The 22,786-nt window shown below is 60.5% G+C and carries 18 protein-coding genes; 3 read left to right on the top strand and 15 right to left on the bottom strand.

Going from position 1 to position 22,786, the window contains the following annotated elements; genetic code table 11:
- The first annotated feature begins 147 nt into the window (after positions 1 to 147).
- Positions 148 to 1,428: an HlyD family efflux transporter periplasmic adaptor subunit gene (locus CLM74_RS09485; protein WP_158684126.1), complete on the top strand. Its 1,281-nt coding sequence runs from the start codon at positions 148 to 150 to the stop codon at positions 1,426 to 1,428.
- Here the strand turns inward: CLM74_RS09485 and CLM74_RS09480 are convergent.
- From CLM74_RS09480 to CLM74_RS09440, 9 genes are all read right to left on the bottom strand, one after another.
- Positions 1,355 to 3,187 carry a peptidase domain-containing ABC transporter gene (locus tag CLM74_RS09480; RefSeq protein WP_234003469.1) on the bottom strand — a complete coding sequence of 611 codons (1,833 nt, stop codon included), beginning with the start codon at positions 3,185 to 3,187 and terminating at the stop codon, positions 1,355 to 1,357. The two genes, CLM74_RS09485 and CLM74_RS09480, sit on opposite strands and share 74 nt — an antisense overlap.
- Before the next feature lie 630 nt (positions 3,188 to 3,817).
- Positions 3,818 to 4,369, bottom strand: a complete 552-nt coding sequence (locus CLM74_RS09475) for a hypothetical protein (RefSeq protein WP_105163912.1) — start codon at positions 4,367 to 4,369, stop codon at positions 3,818 to 3,820.
- A 1,052-nt stretch (positions 4,370 to 5,421) separates the two neighbouring features.
- Positions 5,422 to 6,429: a hypothetical protein gene (locus CLM74_RS21500; RefSeq protein WP_158684125.1), complete on the bottom strand. Its 1,008-nt coding sequence runs from the start codon at positions 6,427 to 6,429 to the stop codon at positions 5,422 to 5,424.
- Positions 6,430 to 6,752: 323 nt separating this feature from the next.
- Entirely contained in the window at positions 6,753 to 7,055 is a 303-nt protein-coding gene (locus tag CLM74_RS09465; RefSeq protein ID WP_105163910.1) for a hypothetical protein, read from the bottom strand.
- 100 nt (positions 7,056 to 7,155) lie between these two features.
- On the bottom strand, positions 7,156 to 7,899 hold the full coding sequence (locus CLM74_RS09460) for a TIGR02391 family protein (RefSeq protein WP_105163909.1): 744 nt from the start codon (positions 7,897 to 7,899) through the stop codon (positions 7,156 to 7,158).
- Positions 7,900 to 8,234: 335 nt separating this feature from the next.
- Entirely contained in the window at positions 8,235 to 8,576 is a 342-nt protein-coding gene (locus tag CLM74_RS21720; protein ID WP_234003452.1) for a hypothetical protein, read from the bottom strand.
- A 508-nt stretch (positions 8,577 to 9,084) separates the two neighbouring features.
- Complete coding sequence (locus CLM74_RS09450; protein ID WP_105164972.1) at positions 9,085 to 9,882, bottom strand: hypothetical protein; 798 nt, start codon at positions 9,880 to 9,882, stop codon at positions 9,085 to 9,087.
- Entirely contained in the window at positions 9,866 to 10,633 is a 768-nt protein-coding gene (locus CLM74_RS09445) for an abortive infection family protein (protein WP_234003451.1), read from the bottom strand. The genes CLM74_RS09450 and CLM74_RS09445 overlap by 17 nt, the downstream gene beginning before the upstream one ends.
- A gap of 567 nt (positions 10,634 to 11,200) precedes the next feature.
- Positions 11,201 to 11,953 (bottom strand): SDR family oxidoreductase, encoded by a 753-nt coding sequence (locus CLM74_RS09440; RefSeq protein WP_059063919.1) that lies wholly within the window; start codon positions 11,951 to 11,953, stop codon positions 11,201 to 11,203.
- A 109-nt stretch (positions 11,954 to 12,062) separates the two neighbouring features.
- Here CLM74_RS09440 and CLM74_RS09435 point away from each other — a divergent pair, with 109 nt between their 5' ends.
- Positions 12,063 to 12,989, top strand: a complete 927-nt coding sequence (locus CLM74_RS09435; protein WP_199776087.1) for a LysR family transcriptional regulator — start codon at positions 12,063 to 12,065, stop codon at positions 12,987 to 12,989.
- A gap of 80 nt (positions 12,990 to 13,069) precedes the next feature.
- On the opposite strand, the gene guaA is transcribed toward CLM74_RS09435, so the two are convergent.
- The 5 genes from guaA to moeB form a co-directional block, all read right to left on the bottom strand.
- Positions 13,070 to 14,635: a glutamine-hydrolyzing GMP synthase gene (gene guaA / locus CLM74_RS09430; RefSeq protein WP_046982889.1), complete on the bottom strand. Its 1,566-nt coding sequence runs from the start codon at positions 14,633 to 14,635 to the stop codon at positions 13,070 to 13,072.
- 108 nt (positions 14,636 to 14,743) lie between these two features.
- Positions 14,744 to 16,201, bottom strand: coding sequence for an IMP dehydrogenase (gene guaB / locus CLM74_RS09425; RefSeq protein WP_032976170.1), 1,458 nt, complete (start codon positions 16,199 to 16,201; stop codon positions 14,744 to 14,746).
- A 221-nt stretch (positions 16,202 to 16,422) separates the two neighbouring features.
- Positions 16,423 to 17,301 carry a bifunctional methylenetetrahydrofolate dehydrogenase/methenyltetrahydrofolate cyclohydrolase FolD gene (gene folD, locus CLM74_RS09420; RefSeq protein WP_025874985.1) on the bottom strand — a complete coding sequence of 293 codons (879 nt, stop codon included), beginning with the start codon at positions 17,299 to 17,301 and terminating at the stop codon, positions 16,423 to 16,425.
- A 219-nt stretch (positions 17,302 to 17,520) separates the two neighbouring features.
- Complete coding sequence (locus tag CLM74_RS09410) at positions 17,521 to 19,353, bottom strand: monovalent cation:proton antiporter-2 (CPA2) family protein (RefSeq protein ID WP_088100631.1); 1,833 nt, start codon at positions 19,351 to 19,353, stop codon at positions 17,521 to 17,523.
- A gap of 220 nt (positions 19,354 to 19,573) precedes the next feature.
- Positions 19,574 to 20,710 carry a molybdopterin-synthase adenylyltransferase MoeB gene (moeB, locus tag CLM74_RS09405; RefSeq protein WP_105163906.1) on the bottom strand — a complete coding sequence of 379 codons (1,137 nt, stop codon included), beginning with the start codon at positions 20,708 to 20,710 and terminating at the stop codon, positions 19,574 to 19,576.
- On the opposite strand from moeB, the gene CLM74_RS09400 reads away from it, so the two are divergent.
- On the top strand, positions 20,703 to 21,296 hold the full coding sequence (locus CLM74_RS09400) for a GNAT family N-acetyltransferase (RefSeq protein WP_234003450.1): 594 nt from the start codon (positions 20,703 to 20,705) through the stop codon (positions 21,294 to 21,296). The genes moeB and CLM74_RS09400 overlap by 8 nt on opposite strands.
- 78 nt (positions 21,297 to 21,374) lie before the next feature.
- Here CLM74_RS09400 and der read toward each other — a convergent pair whose 3' ends face one another.
- Positions 21,375 to 22,772, bottom strand: a complete 1,398-nt coding sequence (gene der, locus CLM74_RS09395) for a ribosome biogenesis GTPase Der (protein ID WP_025874993.1) — start codon at positions 22,770 to 22,772, stop codon at positions 21,375 to 21,377.
- Positions 22,773 to 22,786: the final 14 nt, after the last annotated feature.

Genomic DNA, 22,786 nt, shown 5'->3' with positions numbered 1-22,786 from the left:
GCAGCTCGCAATGTAGTTCAATCGTCTCTCCATCGACGTTGATCAGATGTGCGCACGAGGCCATCAGAGGCTGTTCGGGGCAGACGCCTGATGACTGATGGCGCCGCCAGATGCCATAATTTTCTGCTTCCGAATGAAAATTCCCACATGGACGTTGGCCGCCCCGCAAAGCAATCTTCCGCGCTCTTTCGCGACGCGGTCAGGCTGGATGATCAGCGCCGCCAGAACGCTCCGCTCGACCGCCTGGGCTTTGGCTGGCGCTCGACCGCCTTGTTCTTTCTCCTGCTGGCCGGGGCAGTCCTAGCTGTCGCAGCTACAGCACGCTTTCCAAGAAAAGAACGCGCCCAAGGGGAGATATCTACTGAGATGGGAACAAAGCGCGTAACTGCGACCCGACAGGGCGTGGTTTCGGCTATACACGTCAAGCCGAATGAGGCAGTTCGGAAGGGGCAGAGTCTGCTGAGCCTTTCCTACGACCGGACAGTTGACGGCATAAGTATTGGAAATCGTAGCCTCGAAGCTGCTCGTAGGCAGATGCTATCGCGCGTGGACTCACTGGAAGACACGGCAGAAGTCATCAGACAGAAGATCCTTGAGGTAGAGCTTGAGTCGGTAGAGAACCGCGAGCAAGTTGAATTCCTCAATGAGCTTGTCGCTCTGAAAGAGATGCAGATCGCGGATAAGCAGCGGACGGTTGAGGCCATGGAGCAGCTCACCAAGGAGAAGATCGTCTCGGAACTGCAGTTCCGCGCCGCTCGTGGTGAGCTTCTGGATCAGCAGCAGCAACTGGTAGGTCTCAAACGAGAGCGTGGCCAGCTGCTATCCAAGATAGGAACGTCGGAAAGCTCGAGGCGCCAGTTGGAGCACCAAGTCTCTTCATCCGAGTCGATGATTACGGCTGAGACGGCCGCGTTCGATGAGAAGGAGATCTCATTGCGAGCCAGTAGCGCGGAGACACTGACGGCTCCAATGGATGGGCGCGTATCAAGTCGGATTGCATCTTTGGGCGAATCAGTCCAACCCGGTGCATCACTCATGATCATCGCTGCGACGGACGAGCCTGCGATTGGGCGTGCATGGGTGAAATCATCAGCCATCGGATTTCTGAAGCTTGGAGGTGAAGCGCGTTTGAAGGTCTCGGCGTTCCCGTATCGCAAGTTTGGCACGATCTCGGGAACAGTACGGGAAGTCGCCAAGGCGCCCACGCCCGTTGCAGACTTGCCCAGAGATCTGAATGCATCCGAGGCGATGTATGCAATCACCATCTCCCTGTCGTCCACCAATCACGAGACGTCCCGCAATCAAACGATTGATCCATCCATGCTCGGAGACGGAATGAAGTTTGATGTGGATCTTATGATGGAGCGGAGAACACTTCTCGAGATGCTATTTGATCCTGCAAGGACGGCACTTTCCGGCCTGGAATGATCTGCTCAGGCGTCACACGCTTCACGCTTGTTATTGAGCCGCCAGCACATGTGGCAAGCAGCGTCGCCAGGCTCGCGATCTGTGGTCGATGAGTAACGGCAATGATCGTGATGCCGATCGATCGCAGCGAGAGGAAGATTTCCCTTTCTTTATCTAGATCAACGTTCGCTGTCGCCTCATCAAGAAGAAGAACGCGGGGGCGGCGGTACAGGGCACGAGCAATCAGGAGCCGCTGACGCTGGCCTGCAGACAATGAGCTTCCAATCTCACCAATGCGCGTCTGCAACTGAAGCGGCATAGCTTTGACCTCTGTCGCGAGCCCAGCCAGTGTCAGGCATCGCCAGATACTCTCTGGCTCAGCATCCTCAGAGAAGAACGCTACGTTCTCGCCGATGCTCCCTCCAAGCAGCTCGTCCCCTTGCATTACCACGCCAATCTGCGACCTTATGGAGCGCGAGAATGGCGTAGACAATGCCGTGCCGTCATACCGGATCTCACCTTGCTGCGGGGGATACAAACCAGCGAGCAGCTTCATGATGGTGCTCTTGCCACAACCGGACGGACCATTGAGGAGTACGAAGTCTCCTGCATGAACGGCGATATTGAGTGCTTTTACCGAAAATTCGTCCGATTGACCGTAGCGATAGTACACATTCTGGGCGTATATGCGCCCCTCAAGCGGAGGGTGATCCATTGCCTCAGGACCCATCAGCTCGCTCTCGCTTAGAACGATATCGGCCAATCGGTCTGAGTGAAGGACAGTCTGGCGGAAGGCGGTGATCTGCTGGACGAACGTATGGATTCTTGCGGACAGTTGGCGCTTGAGTGCAAAGAAGGCAAATAGGGCGCCAACCGTCAGTGCTTGATCCAGCAGCAAATGAACGCCTAGGTAGACAGCGCCGGCCGTCGCGAGATTGTCCAGCAAGGTGCGGCTAGCAGACAAGGATGCTAGCAATGAATTCAGTCGATTTCCTGCGTTGGTTGCGTCTGCAAGTCGGGCCGACCATTCCGCCTCGCGATTCAGCTCGGCGCCGGCGGACTTGATGGATGCGATTGAACGAATCGTCTCAATCCTGGCAGTCTTCTCACGCAGTGATGCCTGAAAGGCCTCCCCGCCCAGCTTGTTTCGCACCGGCGATGAAGCCCAAGAAAGGCCCAAGTAGAGTACCGCGGCCGAACTGCCAACAAGCGCAAGCACCGGTGAGACGAAGAACATTGTCGCCACAAGTAGAAGCGATAGAATCCCGTCCATAACAGCGGACACAAGGCCGCCTGTTAACGCCTGCTTGAGAGAATCCATGGTGTCGAATCGCGACGAGACGTCGGCAAGGCGTCTCCGTTCGAACCACGACAGTGGAAGGAGGATCATATGCCGGAACAGTCGGCGCGATGCATTCCACGACAAAGTGCTAGCAGCCCTCGACATTGCTCGTGAACGAAGTACCTCAGCTATGAAGTTGAAGATCGCAAGCAGTGCAAAGCCAAGCCCTAGGAGAACCAGAAGGTCTGTGTCTGTATGGGTTGCTGCCTCGTCTACCGATATCTGGATGAAGAACGGCGAGCTAACCAGGAAGAGCTGAAGGAACACGGAGTAGACGGCCCCTAGCCCCAGCGACTGCTTCACTTCGGACGTGATTGTTGCAAACCGCCGAATGCTAAACTGACGATCACTTCTGCTAGCGACGAAGCCTGGAAGCCGAGTCAGCTCGAGCGCAACTCCGGTAAAAGATTCCGAAACCTGCGTTCCACTTAGTCTCATGTGGCCGGACGCGGGATCAAAGATGTGGAATCGCCCGCGTGAGCACTTACTAAGCACAACGAAGTGTGAAAGCTTCCAATGCAGTACCGCGGGCAACGAAATGTGCTGGAGATCCTCCACTTCGCAACGGATCGCGCGAGCATGGATGCCGAGGCTGGTGAACGCTGAGATCAGCGCCGCCGCATTCGTGCCTTGAGAGGACGAAGGATGCCGAATTCGAAGAGAGGATAGAGTTGTCTCTCTTCCCAGCAGAGAGGCGCATGTGGCCACACAGGCCAATCCACACTCGGAATGCTCACTTTGATACTGGAAGTGTTGCCGTGACATTGCTGCTTGCTCGTTCCATCTTCTGGGCGCGCCATACGAAGTGCGTCGGCGGAGTTCATCGCCACGCGCCTGTTATCGGGTCGCTGAGCGAAAGCGATCCTTACTGCTAGACGTAGAGGTTCCGTACTGACGCCTGATCAGGTCTTTGGCGCGTGCCCTGCACGTTCCCATGCGCACGCTGATCAAGAGCGGGCTTCTCTGACAGAGGTCCACCTGGTCAGGTGCGATGACTAGAAGTCATCAAGAGGGATTCATCATGCGCGGTGATGGGCGTGCGCCTCGACTCGCCTCAACAGCTGTCGGCTAGTTCTTGTACTTGAAGACAACGCTTCCCAGGCAATCGCTTCCAGGAGCTCTGCCGATAGCATCGATGCTCACTTGAGAATTCTCATGAAAAGCGTGCTTCCGCTGTCCTTCGGTCTTCCATACCGGAGTCGGTTCTGGCGGTTGCACAAACAGACCGAGTGCATGACTGACCTCGGCCAGCTTCAAGCAGTGCGCATCATCTATGGTCGCTTTCTGCGTCACTGTCAACTGTCTTACGCTTCCCGAGAATCGATCGCGGATAAGTACAGCAGGACCCATGGCGGAGTCGGACCTCGGTTCAAGTTCAGAGAACCGCACGTTGCCGGTGGTGCCAATCCTGTTCGCGGTCACCTCGAACGTGCGCAAGATGCTGGCGTCATCAGGTCGTTGCTGGAACTGAATCAGATCCTCGACAGCCAACGGAGAGGGCTCAAGTTCGGCGGATTGATGTGCCTGCGCAGTCAGCACGATGCCCAGCGAGCATGCGAGAGCGCACGCGGCGGCAAAGGTATCCCATCCGAAGCTGGGCACGCGAATTCCATTCGACATCCGATCTCCTTACGCTTGATCTAGAACTAAGCCGGCCTGTAAGGTCGGGCTGGAATGTTCGTCATGTGCCGAATGAAAGTCAAGGAAATCTATGGCGATCCATCTGGTCTCGCCAGTGTCGTACAGCGCGTTCGTTGCGGGAGTCGCTAGCCATGCTCGAGAGATTGTCGCAATTGAGGCGAAGCGATCGGCACTTCAGCAACAGAGGTCAGTCGTCAGCACGGATGATCTATGCCACGGGATCCTGCACTTCTGGGCTGCACACCAATCTAAGCTCGTCCATCCACTCTCAGAACATGTGACGCACCGGGAAGGTCTCAGACGCTGTCACACTTCGCGTGTCGAGCATGAAGTGCTCTGCGAGGTGGCTGATCAGTGCAGGGCACTTTTGGATACTTCGGCGCCAGCTGCTCTGCAGTCGGCTATCAAGCTCATCGCGGGCCGCCTTGGCGTGGATGGCGAGCTGCGCTGTGGCCCCAACGTCACGTCGGCCGATGAGGCGGGAAATCGCTGGGGCTACATGCCACACCCACTGCTTGCCAGGAGGCTTGACTGGCTGGCTGCATGTGACCGTGACAGAGGCTGGTCGCCCTTCGTACGCGCGACTTGGTTCTATGTCGGCCTGCTTAACTGCCACCCACTTCAGGATGGGAATGGTCGAACCGCTAGAGTGCTTTTCAACGCGCTGCTTTGGCAGGGCAAAGATTTCTATCTTCCAATCTATGAAGCTAGCGCCTCTCTCGGCTCGAGCTTGGAGATCTGTCTGCGTCGAGCGGCCAACTCGGATGATTGGTCAGACATCATCAGCTTCCTGCATGACCTTCTAAGCGCACACTTGAGTGCATTGGCACTGCGGACGCGATCCGTCTGGACGCTGTAGAAGATTGGAAGTCAGAAAGCCTGATCCGCTTCGGCTCGAGAATCGATAAGAAGGTCAGGCGGAGTTCTCCCCCCGACCTTCTGGCTGGCTTTGAGGGAGAGCGATGTTTCCTCTACCCTATCGTCAGCCTCGTCTAAGCTTGGCAGTCTCGTGTGTCAGTGCGTTGATGAGATCACTCTTCTTCCCATGATTCGCGACCACCGTTACTGCCGCCGCTGCCCCCTATGCCAATTGTCCAGCCCCCGCTACCCCAGGTCCAACTGCCACCTGTCCAGGGAGCGCCCCCAGTTCCGCCAGTGCCCCCCCAACCTCCGGCTCCTGAACCACCCTTTGCCCCGAATGTTTCATCCCACGGTTCGGCCAAGTAGTCAGCTTGGGTCTTATTTGGATCGGTGGGATGCCTCATGCCGCCGTAGATGTCGCCCATGGCCTTGATTGCCTGGTCGACCGTGTACTCGGATCCAATCTTGTTCTTGATCTCAATGAATCGAGAGTCCCAAGTGTAGGTGGCCGCTTCCGGGTACTTTGCTGCTAGGACGTCGTTGGCTTTCATCGCTGCGAGAACTCCGCGCCCCTCTTCCTTGAGGTAGGTGGCGATGTACTCCTCTCTCGTTGGCGTGTGGTCCCAAGTCACCCGATTCTCGACGTGGGCCAACTCATGGGCGATAGTCCTCGCCATCTGTAGGGCATCACCCTTGATGTTCGGATTCAAATAGATGCTGCCCAGCTCAACATATCCGTTGGCCGCGCCCATCTCGCGGAACTGGATGGACAGTCCGCTGTCCAAGTAGTTCTTGAGTGACTGCTGGACATCGGGGATGTTGCTAAGAACTTCATCCAGCTCACTTGTTACGCCGGAAGTGAAGCTGCCTTTTGCAGCGAGTGCGAACATCCCCGCGGCGCTGATGTCGAACTGGACGTTTTCCAGACCATCCCAGCGGGTCTCGTCAAAGTAGTGTTCGACCATTCCTTGATCGCTCTCCCCTTCCCAAACACCGCTGGAGGCTGCCTGGAAGTCCGTCTGACTGCCACCCGAAACCAGCAGTAGTTCTTCGACGGTGAGTTCGCGTGCGGCACGCATTCCTGTTGCCATGTTTCTTCCTTTCAAGTCGTTCGTTTGTCCCGCGCGATCCGAAGCGCGGCGGACGATGTTGAAAGCAGCTTGAATGGAAGTCAACAAGATCGCTTGCTAGACGCAACAGCTTGACACTGCTTCCAATGATCTGAGTTCCGAGAGACACCGTCATTGCTGGAAGCACCAACTAGGCTGTGGGCTGACGTCCCGCCAAGCATCCCGTAGCGTCGCAAGTCAAAAGGATGACTGATACCGAGGACCGGACAACCATTGAGCGGCATTCCGCTACACCGTTTTGGTCAGCGTCCGCTTCCGGCCAAAAGCGGACAAAGGCCTGACGCCTGAATTAAGCCGAGCCGCGAAGCGGCTTCGGCTTGAATGAATTGTTAGGCTTTGGGATGGTATGACACCAGACTTGCAGCCTGTATCTATGAGAGCATCTGTGTAATGTCATTCCCGTTCTCTATGACGTAGCGCTCTGTTACTTGAAGCTCTCTCCGCTCATTTGTACTCAAGGTTACTTTGCATATAAAGCCACCTGAGAGAAGATGCTTCAGAAGTTCCTGCACGATCACGTAGTAGGTCGACACGTTGCCGTTTGCTTGCGCAAATACAGCGCCGCCACCGAAGTCCTCAAAGACTAGGCCAACACGAAGTGTTTCTGGCTCGGCGTTTAGAGCTTTGATGTCATCAATGACCGCATCCCAAGATTCAAACTCAATTGCTCCCATTGGCACTCCCGATGACGCTGTGGCGACTCTGAACCCAAAGCCTAACGCCTGAATTAAGCCGAGCCGCGAAGCGCCTTCGGCTTGAATGAACTGTTAGACCTCAAAGCCGCTCATCCAGCTTGTGAAATAGCAGACTTGCAAGGAAGAAGTGATGGATTGCCCTCTCCGGCGTAATCACGATGTTTCCATGGGCCTTAGGGTTGCGCACGCCGATCATTGAGCCCGCAAACAGATCCATGTGCCCTTGCTGGATGTTGCGACCCGTTTCTGTGGTTAGGTCATCCAGCGTAATCGTGGGCTTGTTGGGTGTGAATGCTTTCCGCATCAAAGGCGCGCCATCAAGTTCTTCATTCGCCGCAGCTTTGTGTAGCATCTTTACAACTGAGTTGACCTCCTTAAGGACGGCCTCTACGGCATCTGCGTAGTGTCCAGCCTCGAATCTGGGTTTGGCCAGGGCGACAACGCTTGCGTGGAGCAGCGACCATACGTGCTCCATTTGGCTGTCAGGCTTTGCGGGCTGCTGTGCAATTAAGTCCGGGTTGCGCTTGATGCGGGTCACTGCGGAGCGCAGGACCGAAATAATGTCCTCGACGCTTTTGAATGACGGAGAGCGTGTGAAGTTGCTAACACCTTCGTTGGCAATAGCAGCAATGTTGCGGGAATAGCCGTTCTTGCCCAAGGCGTCGTCGAAAAGATCTTCTAGCTCTTGGACCATCTGACGGTACCAAGGATCGTCATCGCGACTGATGTAGATGCGGTCCGTGGTCTTCGTGAAACGCGCCAGTATCCCCGACAGGTCCTTCTCGTACTTTTCAAGGTGCGCAATGAGCTCTTCTGGGGTCACGGTAGTCTTTCCTTGAGGTCTAACGACGATTAGACCCCAAAGAGGGGTGTAGCGCGGACTCTGGGCGCTTCCGCGAGGGGCGTCAATCGGACTTTTCCTACAGGAATCCGTCGGCTGGGTCTAATTGTTAGGCCTCATCCTGGGACAATCCAAGTGCGACCCTTGTGTAGTCGGCCCTGTCATCCGACATGAGCGACATTGAGCTTCCGTTGCACCACCACGCGATGTACTCAGGAATGTGCACCCAGGGCGGCGGCGGCGTCGGTGCGCCGTCGCTCTTTGTAAACCAATTGCTTTTTCCTTCTACCAAGTAGCAAAGGGCAATTCCGTGCTGTTCAGCAAATTGAATTGCACCCGTCTGAAAGCCGGCCGTCGAGAAGATCATGCCCTTTTGCGCGCCCAACGATTGAAGGCGCGAATGCAGGACTTGGACATCCTTCCGCTCTATCTTTCTTTCGCTTGTGATGTTTGCATTCAATCAGCACAAGAAAGTTGGCACCGAGCGCCTTGAATCGAGCGGCGACATCGATCTCGTACTCACCGTCTGATGCCGCTAGACGCTCCAAGTGCTTCGAATCGTACTCGACAAGCCCTTCGGCTGCCGCGTCGACGATTCCTTTGACGGCCAGTTCGAATTGCCGTGGACTCAGATTTACCGGATCGCCGAATTGCGGCATATGGCCCCCAGGCTCCTAACAGGCGGACTCGTGGGTCCATACATCCGGCACCACACTCCCTCGAGTGCGGCATCCTTGTTCTAGTGGGAGATTACGGAACATGGGTCCCCCTGACAAGCCGACGTATAAACGGACCCAGCCGGCCGGTCTGATAACCCTCGGACGGCCTGTATCGGGTCAAACTCTTTTATCGTGCCCGGTAAGACGGAGGCTGAGAAGCCAACCAACGGCAGCGGTCTAGCACCGCCCCAGATGATTCACTGGCGACTTGAAATCCGCCGAAGAACGCCTGTCCACCACCGATGCCAGCCCCGGCCAACGTAAGCGAAAGGACACTCGTCCTCTGGCCGAATGTCCACAGCTGGCATTGGATCTCACCGGTCGACGCATCGGTTTGTCGGCTGGGCCAGAAGTGGGCCATGCTCGCATGACTGCTTCCGGCTAGTAACGGACGTTCGAAACTGAGTAAGCCGCAAAGCGGTGTCGGTTTGAGCGAATTTCCAGGTACTCACTCGATGTAAACTGGATACTCATCGCCGTCCAGTGTGAACGTAACAGGCATTCCATTTTTCATCAATTCAAATCCCAGGTGGGTTGGAATATTTGAGGCGTGCGGGATAAGTGCGCAGAAGATCTCAATGTTCTCAAAAAAGCAGAGATTTATAAGAAAAATTCCATGCTCGTCTGGATCTACGACTTGGTAAAAGAAGACTTCTGGATTCTCTCCATGTCTTGGAAGATCTCGAGCATCTCTCCTCGCCCTGGCCAGCAAGAACTCCTGGAGCTTGGATCTGCCTTGATGTTCAATTATAAGAAAGCTCACGAGGGCCTTAATTTCCCCCTTGAAATTCGTGCTGAAGTGGTGCCGATAAATGCCTAGAGCGATGTGCTTAAAGCACATGTTCAATCGATCTATATCTGGGGTTCCCGCGATAGCATCAATGAATTTATTACCTCCGAGATCTATACGAACGAATTTTCTGTTTGACACGAAAATTCGCTCTATGAGCTTGTATGAACTCCGCCGAAGTGCTCTATCAACCTTGGTGATCGAATGGGCGTATCCAATTGAATTATTTCCGAGCATGCCCGCCAATGAGATCATTAGAAACTCATCGTCCTTGCTCTTTGCGGAATTGTGGTGATCGCATGAGGGGACGGTTACGAGGTTCCTTCTTAGGTTCTTGTGCGGGAAATCTTTCAGCTGGGGAAATATGCATTTTGGCGGCGTGTGTTCGACGCTTGTGGCTTCATTTTCGCATGCGTAGCAGAATTGCCTTACGGAAAGGTCAGGGAGCTGCTTCATTGCGTGCATCCCAAGTTGCCAACAAATAGGTGGCCAATGCCCCTGACAGGTTGACGGCCAGCTCGGCATGCCGTGGCGCCGGCTTTGAACCGACCTTTCCTTTGCCGTGTGCATCGCTGAGACGATTACGCAGCGATCCAAGCCCCTCGACAACAGCCGTACAACCGCCAAGAACCTGCTTGAACACAGCCTCGGTATGCTGTGATGGGGCTAGGTTGAGGGTTTCTGCGGTCATCTTGTACAGCTTCGGAAGATCTACTCCGTCGTCGTAAGTAACATCCGCGGAATCGAGAATGTGCTTGCAGACTGACTCGATGAGCGTCCTAGCAGAAGTGATCGCACCTTCTGGATCTGCCGCACGGCGCTCAAGAGCCTTTGACCAAGCAGCTTGGACATGCGAAGCGTCAAATTTCTCCAGCCTTTCAGAGACAAGTTGATCTGCAAGCGATAGCGGGGCGCGCTCTAGCAGGTCCAGTAGTGGCCGGAACTCTGCCCAGATGAACTCTCGCCTCTCGACATACGTGGAATGCTTGTATTTAATGAACTGCCAGAACTGTGAGAGACTTCTGCACGTCCTGACGAATCCTGGAACCAGTGAATCCAGTGCGGGCTTGGTCAGCAGCATCTGGCGCAGGCGAACGAACTCTGCGTCATCCGCGTTGCCCCCCGTAGCTTGGGAGATCAGTAGGTTCTGAAGAGCTTCTGTCTGGTCGAATAGGTCGTTCACTTGATAGGCTGCCAAACGACCCAATCGCCGGACCTGCGCGTCCGGTGGGTCTGGTTATACGACTTAACCACAAAGCACCGTATGGTGTGCTTTCCCTTGGTGCACCTCGATCTTAGGGCGGCTGTGTCCAGCTAACAAGCCAGCGCATGACCGGACCCAGCGGAGGGCTCAGTGACCAACGCAAGCTCGCTCGGATAGAATTTCAGATGTTCGCTTTGGGAGAACAGCTGCCCCACCGCCAGCTGTTTGCCTCATGGATAGCGGACACGACAAACAACAAGGGCGCCTCTCGGCGCCCTCGTTCTTTCAACTCATTCCCACTCCATCATCAACAGGTCTCGCAAGCCCGCGTGGTTAAAGGGATTTTCGATGATCGACATGGGCCATTACCGTCGCTTGTACCGTCATCCGACAAGAGCTTCGTCTGGTGTGGCAGATGGAGAGATTTGCAGGGCGACGACTCTGGCAACACCATCGTCAATCACCTTCTAGGACACCACAGACAAGCGCAGCGGTCTTCCTCCTATCCTCACTTCACTGAGACCTTCGAAATCGCCTGCCCTCCCCTCTTGAACCCATGATCCCGCACGCTTAGCCGTTCAGCAGACGGCCGCCGTCCAGGACGATTTCAGAGCCGACCGTCCAGCGCGACTCGTCCGATGCCAGATACAGCACTGCTTTGGCCACCTCGTCGGAGGTACCGAAGCGGCCAAGCGGAATGGTTGCCGCGATCGCTTTGTTAACCTGCTCGCGATAAGCTTCCGGAATACCGGCCTTGTCGTAAAGCGGAGTCTCGACGGGGCCAGGGCTCACTGCGTTGACACGGATGCCGCGGCCCAGCAGTTCGGTCGAGAGCGTCTTCGACATGTTCAGCAATGCGGCCTTCGTTGCGGCATACACCGACGAGCGATCTGCGCCTGCATGCGCGCTGACGGAAGTGGTCAACACGACGGAAGCAGGATTTGCGAAGACCGGCAAAAGCGCCTGCATCAGGAAGTACGGCCCTTTGACGTTGATGTCGAAAATGCGGTCGAACATGTCTTCCGTCCATTCCTCAATGGGCCGCCAGATGGATACGCCGGCATTGAGGAAGGCAACGTCGAGTTGGCCGTAGTGTTCCTTGATGGCTTGTGCCAGCTCCTTTTGTGCAGCAACGCTGGCCGAGTCGGCGCGCAGCACCGGCACTTCCGGGCCCAGTTCGGCCTGGGCCCTTGCAATCGAATCGGGGTTGACGCCGGTTACGATCACGCGAGCGCCCTCCGCCAGGAACTGCTTTGCCGTTTCCAGCCCGATGCCACTGGTGCCGCCAGTGATGAGAGTACGTTTACCTTGCAAGCGCGCCATTTGAATTCTCCGGTGAATGACGACCACCGTGGTCGACATGGAGAAATATGCGCTCATGCCTCACAGCAGATAAGACTGTCTGTTCGCATATAATTCATGCAGATAAGGCATGAATAGAGGCGGCGCCGTGGACCGATTTCTTTTGATGACATGCTTTGCGCGTGCTGTGGAAACCGGGAGCTTTTCGGCAGCAGGGCGAGATCTAGGGTTGGGGCAACCCAATGTGAGCCGCTATGTAGCAGCTCTGGAGGATCATCTGCAGACGCGCTTGCTCCACCGGTCTACGCGGAAGTTGTCCTTGACGCCGGAGGGCGAACGCTACTACGCGGACATCCGGCGCATCCTGGATGCGGTGGATGAATCCGAATCGTCCTTCAGGAGCAACGTCGACCCATCAGGGCTCTTGCGCGTAGCCTGTCCGACAGCTCTCGCACATGCGTTTGTGCTGCCGCATGTGCCGGCCTTTCTGGAGCGCTACCCTCAATTGAACCTGGATCTCCAACTCAACGATCGATACGTAGACCTGGTCAATGAAGGCACCGAACTCGCGATCCGCATAGGACAGCTGGAGGACAGCGCCCTGCGCGCGCGGCCTCTTGGATGGTATGAACGGGTGTTCGTCGCCAGCAAGGACTACTTGGCCAAACGTGGAGTTCCGCAGACCCCGGATGATCTGCGCGACCACGATTGCATCATCTACACCTTGCTGTCGTCCGGGGCGACCTGGCGATTCCGGGACGCGGAAATTCCGATCAGCGGCAGGCTCAGGGTCAACTCGCCCGACGCCGTGAGTGCAGCGGTTGCGGCGGGCCTGGGTGTGGCACATGGACCTGCGTGGCTCTTTCAGGACGGACTGAACAGCGGCAGATTGCAGTTCATTCTCAGCAACCATACGGCTCCCCCTGTCCCCGTGCAGATGGTCTACGTCGCCAACAGGCTGCTTCCCACGCGGGCTATCGTGTTCATGGATTTCATGGCTGACGTGTTTTCAAGGATTCCAGCCTTGAACGGCAGCATCCCTGTGCCGACTCGATAAGACGAGACGACAAAGCGTGCTGCCAGAAATGAAAAGAGCGCCGAAGCGCTCTTTTCATTCAGCTCTATCAACCAGCAGGATCATTCCCACTCAATGGTCGCCGGCGGCTTCCCCGAGATGTCATAGACAACCCGCGACACCCCCCGCAACTCATTGATGATCCGGTTGCTAACCGTACCCAGGAACTCATACGGCAGATGCGCCCAATGCGCGGTCATGAAGTCGATCGTCTCCACGGCCCGCAGCGCAATTACCCACTCATAAGCCCGCGCGTCGCCCACCACGCCCACCGACTTCACCGGCAGGAACACGGCAAACGCCTGGCTGGTCTTGTCGTACAGATCGGCCTTGCGCAGTTCGTCGATGAAGATGGCATCGGCCTTGGCCAGCAGTTCGGCGTATTCGCGCTTCACTTCGCCCAGGATACGCACGCCCAGGCCCGGGCCCGGGAACGGATGGCGGTAGACCATGGTGCGCGGCAGGCCCAGCTCAACGCCCAGGCGGCGCACTTCGTCCTTGAACAGCTCGCGCAGCGGCTCCACCAGGCCCAGCTTCATGTGCTCCGGCAGGCCGCCCACGTTGTGGTGGCTCTTGATCACGTGCGCCTTGCCGGTCTTGCTGCCGGCCGACTCGATCACGTCCGGGTAGATGGTGCCCTGCGCCAGCCACTTGGCGTTCTTCAGCTTGTTCGACTCTTCGTCGAAGATCTCAACGAACAGGTTGCCGATGATCTTGCGCTTGGCTTCCGGGTCGCTCACGCCTTCCAGCGCGCTGAAGTAGCGGTCGGCGGCGTTCACGCGCACCACCTTTACGCCCATGTGCTCGGCGAACATCGCCATCACCTGGTCGCCTTCCTGCCAGCGCAGCAGGCCGGTATCCACGAACACGCAGGTCAGCTTCTCGCCGATGGCCTTGTGCAGCAGCGCGGCCACCACGGACGAATCGACGCCACCGGACAGGCCCAGGATCACTTCGTCATCGCCCACCTGTTCGCGCACGCGGGCGATCTGGTCGTCGATGATGTTGGCGGCGGTCCACAGGGTCTGGCAGCCGCACACATCCACCACGAAACGGCGCAGCAGCGCCTGGCCCTGCAGGGTGTGGGTCACTTCCGGGTGGAACTGCACGCCGTACCAGCGCTTTTCTTCGTTGGCCATGGCGGCCACCGGAATGCGGTCGGTGGTGGCGGTGATGGTGAAGCCCGGCGGCGCTACGGAGACGTGGTCGCCGTGGCTCATCCAGACATTCAGCTTCGGCTCGCCGCCGTGGTCGCTCAGGCCCTTGAAAAGCGCATCCGGGTTGATCACGTTCACTTCGGCGTGGCCGAATTCGCGCTGGTCCGCCGCTTCAGTGGCACCACCCAACTGCGCGGCCAGGGTCTGCATGCCGTAGCAGATGCCGAAGATCGGCAGGCCGCTGTCGAATACTTCCTGCGGCGCGGCGGGCGCGCCCGGCAGCGTGGTCGATTCCGGGCCACCGGACAGGATGATGCCCTTGGCGCCAAAGCCGGCAATCTCGGCCGGGTTGTGGTCCCACGCCCAGATTTCGCAGTAGACGCCCAGCTCGCGGATGCGGCGGGCAATCAGCTGCGTGTACTGCGCGCCGAAATCGAGGATGAGGATCTTGTCGTTATGGATGTTGGTCATGGCGCCCGGGCAATGCAGTAGGGAAAACGAAAACGTCAGATTCTTCAGCGGCAGATGGAGAAAGAGGAACGGGAATCAGCTTCCTCGTTCCTCTTTGCTCGTCCCGCATCAGGAGCGGTAGTTCGGCGGCTCTTTGGTGATCGTCACGTCGTGGACGTGGCTCTCACGCTGGCCGGCGCCGCTGATCTTCACGAACTTGGGCTTGCTGCGCATGTCCTCGACGGTGGCGCAACCCACGTAGCCCATGGTGGCGCGCAGGCCGCCCATCAGCTGGTGGATGATGCCGCCCACCGGGCCGCGGTAAGGCACGCGGCCTTCAATGCCTTCGGGCACCAGCTTGTCGGCGGTGGCGGCGTCCTGGAAGTAGCGGTCCTTGGACCCCTTCTCCATCGCAGCCAGCGAGCCCATGCCGCGGTAGCTCTTGTACGAACGGCCCTGGAACAGCTCGGTTTCGCCCGGCGATTCCTCGGTACCGGCCAGCAGGCCACCGATCATGATGGTGGAGGCACCGGCGGCCAGCGCCTTGCCGATGTCGCCGGAGTAGCGGATGCCACCGTCGGCGATCAGCGGGATGCGGTCCTGCAGCGCTTCGGCCACCAGGTCGATCGCGGTGATCTGCGGCACGCCCACGCCTGCCACCACGCGGGTGGTGCAGATCGAGCCCGGGCCGATGCCCACCTTCACTGCGTCCGCGCCGCTGTCCAGCAGCGCCAGCGCGGCTTCACCGGTGCAGATGTTGCCACCGATGACCTGCACGTTCGGGAAGTTCTTCTTGACCCAGCTGACGCGGTCCAGCACGCCCTGCGAATGGCCGTGCGCGGTATCGACCACGATCACGTCCACGCCGGCAGCCACCAGCGCTTCCACGCGGCGGTCGGTATCACCGCCCACGCCAACGGCCGCGCCGACCAGCAGGCGGGTGGCGATGTCCTTGGCAGCGTTCGGGAAGTCGGTGTTCTTCTGGATGTCCTTGACGGTGATCAGGCCACGCAGGGCGAAATCATCGTTGACCACCAGCACCTTTTCGATGCGGTTGCGGTGCAGCAGCTGCAGCACTTCATCCGACGCGGCGCCTTCCTTGACCGTGATCAGGCGATCCTTCTTGGTCATGATGTGGCGGACCGGATCGTCCAGCTCGGTCTCGAAGCGCATGTCGCGATGGGTCACGATGCCGGCCAGCAGGCCGTCGCTGCCCACCACCGGCACGCCGGAGATGTTGTGCGCCTGGGTCAGGGCCAGCACGTCGCGGATGGTGGTTTCCGGGCCGACGGTGATCGGGTCGCGGATGACGCCGGCCTCGAACTTCTTGACCTTGGCCACTTCGGCGGCCTGCTGCTCCACGCTCAGGTTCTTGTGGATGATGCCCATGCCACCCAGCTGTGCCATGGCGATGGCCAGGCGTGCTTCGGTGACGGTATCCATGGCGGCGGACAGGATCGGAAGCTTGAGCTTCAGGTCGCGCGTCAACCGCGTTTCGAGGTTGACGTCCTTGGGCAGGATGGTCGAATGAGCGGGGACGAGCGAGACGTCGTCGTAAGTGAGTGCTTCAGCCTGGATGCGCAGCATCGGCATACCCGAGATGTGGGGAAGCGCGACATTTTACCCTGTTTTGGCGACCAAGAACAGTAATTTTGGTAACCGGAAATAGGTAATCCTGCGACACAGTGTCGCGCGGGCGGGGATCTGTTCAGGGCACCTACCGAAGCGGGTAGTGCCGGCCGCTGGCCGGCAACCTCATGAACCTTTGGATGGCATACCGGGTTGCCGGCCAGCGGCCGGCACTACCGTCAAACCCCGGCTTCCGCCGCTTCCAACGTGTTCTGCATCAGCGTGGCCACGGTCATCGGGCCTACGCCACCCGGTACCGGGGTGATCCAGCTCGCCCGCTGCGCTGCGGCTTCAAACCCGACATCGCCCACCAACCGGCCGTCATCCAAGCGGTTGATGCCCACGTCGATCACCACCGCGCCCGGCTTCACCCACTCGCCCGGCACGATGTCCGGCCGGCCCACCGCCACCACCAGGATGTCGGCGTTGCGTACGGCCTGTTCCAGCACGTCCTTGGGGGTGAACTTGTGGCAGCTGGTCACGGTACAGCCGGCGATCAGCAGCTCCAGGCCCATCGGCCGGCCGACGTGGTTGCTGACGCCGACGATGGTGGCGTTGCGGCCGCGCACCGGTTGGTCTGTGTGGCCCAGCAACGTGGTGATGCCACGCGGGGTGCACGGGCGCAGGCCGAACTCGCGCAGGGCCAGGTGGCCGACGTTTTCCGGATGGAAGCCGTCCACGTCCTTGCGCGGGTCGATGCGCTGGATCAGCCGACGCGCGTCGGGGATGCCCGGCAGCGGCAGCTGGATCAGGATGCCGTTGATCTTCGGGTCGGCGTTGAGCTGGTCGATCAGGTCGAGCAGCTCGGCCTCGGTGGTGCCGGCCGGCAGGTCGTAGTCATAGGCTTCGATGCCGACCTTCTCGGCCGCGCGGCGCTTGTTGCGCACGTACACGGTCGAGGCCGGGTCGCCCCCCACCAGCACCACGGCCAGGCCGGGGCGGCTGCCACCGGCGGCGACACGGGCATCGACCCGCACCTTCAGGCTGTCGAGCAGGTCCTCGGCGATACGGCGGCCATCGAGGATGCGGGCAGGAAGCTGGGGGGCGGAGTCGGTCATCGGGTGCGGGCGTGGGGCGGCGGGGACGCTATTGTCCCCGATTCACGCCCCCTCGCCCACCGGCACGGACGGGGTCGGATCCCTTTGCCAAAGGCAAAGGGCTCTGACCCCATCGACCAAGCACGCACGTCGGTAGTGCCGGCCGCTGGCCGGCAACCTCATGAGCGCAGGAAGCACCGTGCAGCTGCCGGCCAGCGGCCGGCACTACCATGCTTCAGATCATTCCTCTTCTTCCGGCACTTCATCTGCATTGAGCGTGCGTGCCTTGCGCTTGGGCGCGGTGAACGGCGTCGGCGTCGGCACACCCGGCAGCGCGCTGCCGAACACCATGTGCGCGCCGGCCCTCAGGCTGCCACCGGCCATTTCCAGTTCGAAGCGCTCAGCATCGCGCTCGCGGATCTGCTCGGCAATCTCGCGAGCGTCATCCTCGTCCGCGCCCAGTTCCACCAGTGCCGCCTGCCCGAACAGCAGTGCCGACTCGAAGGTTTCGCGGATCTGGAAGTCCACGCCAGCATGGATCAACCGCAGCGAATGTTCGCGGTCGAACGAGCGCACCAGCAGCTTGGCCTGCGGGAACTGATGGGCCACCAGTTCGACGATGCGGTCAGCATCCTCGGCATTGTTCACGCACACCGCGATCGCCCGCGCACTGCCCGCGCCAGAGGCATGCAGCACGTCCAGCCGGGTGCCGTCGCCGTAATAGATCTTGAAACCGAAGCGCTCGGCGTTGTGGATCATCTCCACATCGTTGTCGATGATGGTCACGTCCACGTCGCGGGCCAGCAGCGACTGGCTGGCCACCTGGCCGAAGCGGCCGAAGCCGATCAGCAGCACGCTGCCGGACAGGCCATCGGCGGTATCCACGCCTTCCAGGCTGACGGTCGGCGTCGGCGCCACGCGCTTGTAGACCAGCACCACCAGCGGCGTCAGCGCCATCGACAGCACCACCACGGCGGTGAAGTTGGCATTGATGTCCAGGCTGATCACCCCGGCACTGGCTGCGGCCGAGAACAGCACGAAGGCGAACTCGCCGCCCTGCGCCATCAGCACGCCACGGTCCAGCGCCTGCGCGTGGTCACTGCCCATCAGGCGCGCAACCACGTAGATGCACAACGCCTTGGCCGCCATCAGCGCCACCACCAGGCCGAGGATCATCGGCCAGTTGCCGGCCACCACACCCAGGTCCAGCGCCATGCCCACGCTGAGGAAGAACAGGCCCAGCAGGATGCCGCGGAACGGTTCGATGTCTGCTTCGATCTGGTGGCGGAACGTCGATTCGCTCAGCAGCACGCCGGCCAGGAATGCGCCCATCGCCATCGACAACCCGGACAGCTGCATCAGCAGCGCCGCGCCCAGCACCACCAGCAGCGCGGCAGCGGTCATCACTTCGCGCGCTTTCGATTCGGCCAGCACGCGGAACAGCGGATTGAGCAGGAAGCGGCCCACCAGCACCAGACCGACGATGGCGCCCACGCCGATCGCCACCGACATCCAGCGCGAGCCCTCGCCATCGGCACTGCCGGCAGCCGGCGCCATCCACGCGACCAGCGCCAGCAACGGCACGATCAGCAGGTCCTCGAACAACAGGATCGAGACGATCTTCTGCCCCGACGGCAGCGCGATATCCCCGCGCTCGGCCAGCAGCTGCATCACCACTGCGGTGGAGGTGAGCACGAAACCGGTGGCGCCGATGAAGGCGATCTGCCACGGCAGCCCGAACAGCTTGGCGATGCTGGTCAGCACCAGCGCGCAGGTGACGATCTGCAGCGTGCCCAGCCCGAAGATTTCCTTGCGCAGGCTCCACAGGTGCGAGGGCCGCATTTCCAGGCCGATGACGAACAGGAACATGACCACGCCGAGTTCGGCGGTATGCAGGATCGCCTGCGGGTCGGAGAACCAGCCCAGCCCGAACGGGCCGATCGCCAGGCCTGCGGCGAAGTAGCCCAGCACCGAGCCCAGGCCGAGCCGACGGAACAGCGGCACCATCACCACCGCTGCGCCCAACAGGGCGACGACCTTGACCAGCTCGCTGGTCGCTGCTTCTACCGCCATGCGGTGGGTTCCCCGGAAATCGAAATCGGCCTCAACGATAGAGCAACACCGATGACGGCAATAGCACGTGTGTTGCGTTTTATTGTCTTGGAGATGGAACGATAGCGGGAGTGGCCCTGGGCATCATCCCGAAACCATAAACGGTAGCGCCGGGCCATGCCCGGCGAGCGCAGCGGCGCGCGCAGATACATCCGCCGGGCATGGCCCGGCGCTACCGGGTTCACCCGCCCCGACAGAACGCGGCGTAATCGATGTACCCCGGGAACGGCACGCCCGGCGCGCACACCGCGCACTGCGGGTCGGGGCTGATGCGGGTCTCGCGGAAGCGCATGCCCAGCGCGTCAAAGCGCAGCAGGCGCCCCACCAACGGTTCGCCGATGCCGAGCAGCAGCTTCAGCACCTCGGTGGCCTGCAGCACACCTGCCAGGCCGGGCAGCACGCCCAGCACGCCGGCCTCGGAACAGTTCGGTGCGAACTCCGGCGGCGGCGGCTCCGGGAACAGGCAGCGGTAGCACGGTGCCACGCCGCGCTGGCGGCCGGCATCGAACACGCTCACCTGGCCGTCGAAGCGCTCGATGGCGGCGTAGACCATCGGCGTGGCGTGCTTGATGCAGGCGTCGTTGAGCAGGTAGCGCAACGGGAAGTTGTCCGAACCATCCAGCACCACGTCAACGCCCCGCAACAGGCGGTCCACGTTCTCCGAGGTGACGCGCTCGGGCACGGCCTCGACCTCGATGGACGGGTTCAACGCCAGCAGCCGCTCACGTGCCGAATCAACCTTCAGCTGGCCGACGCTGGCCTCGGTATGCACGATCTGCCGGTGCAGGTTGCTGCGCTCGACACGGTCGTGGTCGGCAAAACGCAGGTGCCCTACCCCGGCGGCCGCCAGGTAGAACCCGGCCGGCGCGCCCAGGCCGCCCGCGCCCAGCACCAGCACCCGCGCCTGCTGCAGGCGGCGCTGGCCAGCCTCGCCCACCTGCGGCAGCAGCAGGTGGCGCGAATAGCGGTCGTAGAAATCGCGGTCGGCGGCGCTGCTCAGTGGCTGCACCAGCGGCAGCGCCTGCTCGCGCCAGGCCACGGTGCCGCCGGCAACGGAGGCCACGTGGGCATAACCCGCATCCAGCAGCGCCTGCGCTGCATCAGCCGAGCGCTTGCCGCTCTGGCAGATCAGCAGGATTTCCTGTTCCGGCAGAGGCAGGTGCGCGGCCGGGTCGGCCAGCAGTTCATCCTTGGCCACGCCACGCGCGCCCTCGGCCATGCCGCCGGCCCGCTCATGCGCCTCGCGCACGTCGATCAGCACCGCACCATGGGCCACGCGCGCGCGCGCCCGCTCGGGGGAAAGCTCTGGAATGCTCATGGCGTCCATTGTAGAGCCGGGCCCCATGTTGACGGAGCCGACGGCGCGTAGGACCCTCTGGCCGGTGAAACCATCGATCAATCCCGTACAGACCGAGCACCTGGTGCTCCGGCCGTTCTCATGCGCCGACGGCCCCGAGGTCTTCGCCGGCATCACGCCAACGCTGACCCGCTTCATGGCATTCGATCCGCCGGACTCTTTTGCGGCATTCGAAAAGATCGGCCAGGAATGGCTGCGCCTGATCGAGGAAGGCGCGGAATACACGTTCGTGATCCGGCATCTGCAGGACGGACGCTTTGTGGGCATCGCCGCCGTGCACCGCGCTACCGAGGGCGAACCCGAGCTTGGCATCTGGATAAGCGAGCGCGAGCACGGACAGGGCTACGGCCGCGAGGCAGTGCGCGCCGTCGTCCACTGGTGCGCGGAACGGCTCGCTGCGGTCGCCTATCGCTACCCGGTGGCGGTGGACAACGTGGCCAGCCGGCGGATTGCCGAAGCACTGGGCGGCCAGGTGGTCGGCACCGAGCAGAGCGCGAAGTTTGCGTCGGTGGTCTATCGGATTCCGGTGCCGGGGCTGCCTGGCTGAGGTTGCCGGCCAGCGGCCGGCACTACCGACAGGATCGCCACAACGAGAAAGGCGGCCCTGCGGCCGCCTTTTCGTGGATCACTTGCCCTTGACGTGCTTCATCAAGCGCCGCTTGGCCTTGACCTGCCGTTCGGTCAGCACGTTCTTCTTGCCTTCGTACGGGTTGGCACCCTCGCGGAAGATGAACTGCACCGGCGTACCGATCAGCTTGAAGCGCTTGCGGAAGAAGTTCTCCAGGTAGCGCTTGTACGACTCCTGCAGTTCCTTGAGGCGGGTGCCGTGCACGATGAAGGTCGGCGGGTTGGCGCCGGCCGGGTGCACGTAACGCAGCTTGGAGACGTGGCCGCGGATGGTCGGCGGCGGGTTGGTCTCGTAGGCCACTTCCAGCGCCTTGTTCACTTCGCTGGTGGTGAAGGTCTTGTTCGCCGATTCGTGCGCACGGTGCACCGCACGGAACAGCTCACGCAGGCCCGAGCCATGCTTGGCCGAGATGCGCACCGATTCGGCCCACGGCACGAAGCCCAAGCGCAGCGACAGCATCGTTTCCGCCTGCTCACGCTGGTAGTCGGTGAGGCCATCCCACTTGTTGATCGCGATCACCAGCGCGCGGCCGGCATCCAGCACGGCGCCGAGCACGGTGGCGTCCTGGTCGGTCACGCCTTCGGTGGCGTCGAGCATCAACACGGCCACCTGGCACTGCTCGATCGACTGCATGGTCTTGACCACCGAGAACTTCTCGACGACCTCGTCCACGCGCGAACGGCGACGCAGGCCGGCGGTGTCGATCAGGCGGTACTCGCGGCCGTCGCGCTCCAGGTCCACCGAGATCGAATCGCGGGTGGTGCCCGGCACGTCCGAGGCGATCATGCGCTCTTCGCCGAGGATGCGGTTGACCAGGGTCGACTTGCCCACGTTGGGGCGGCCGACGAAGGCGATGCGCACGCGGTTCGGATCGTTGTCCAGCTCTTCGCCGCTGCCCTCTTCCGGCAGGCGCTGGATGACCTCGTCAAGCAGGTCGTCCAGGCCCTGGCGGTGGGCAGCCGACACGGTCAGCATCTCGCTGAAGCCGTAGCGGGCGAACTCCGAACGCACGGTGTCCTCGTCGGTGCCGTCGATCTTGTTGATCAGCAGCAGCGTCGGGCGCGACAGCTTGCGCAGCCAGGCCAGGATCTCATCGTCCATCGCCGAGGTGCCCTCGCGGGCATCGACGACAAACAGGATCAGGTCAGCTTCGCCAGCGGCAGCGCGGGCCTGGCGCGTGGTAGCACCAGCCAGGCCTTCTTCTTCCTCTGCGATGCCGCCGGTATCGACGACGAGGAAATGGTTGTCCTCGTCAAGCCGGCAGACGCCATAGTTGCGATCCCGGGTGACGCCGGGCTGGTCATGGACCAGGGCGTCACGTGTACGGGTCAGTGCATTGAATATGGTCGACTTGCCGACATTCGGCCGTCCAACCAGGGCGACCAAAGGCAGCATCGCGATTACTCCGT

Source organism: Stenotrophomonas sp. MYb57, assembly GCF_002966815.1.
In the GTDB taxonomy this organism is placed as follows: Bacteria; Pseudomonadota; Gammaproteobacteria; order Xanthomonadales; family Xanthomonadaceae; genus Stenotrophomonas; species Stenotrophomonas indicatrix.
Note: the sequence above shows the minus strand (reverse complement) of the source record. Positions and strands in the feature narration are given on the sequence as shown.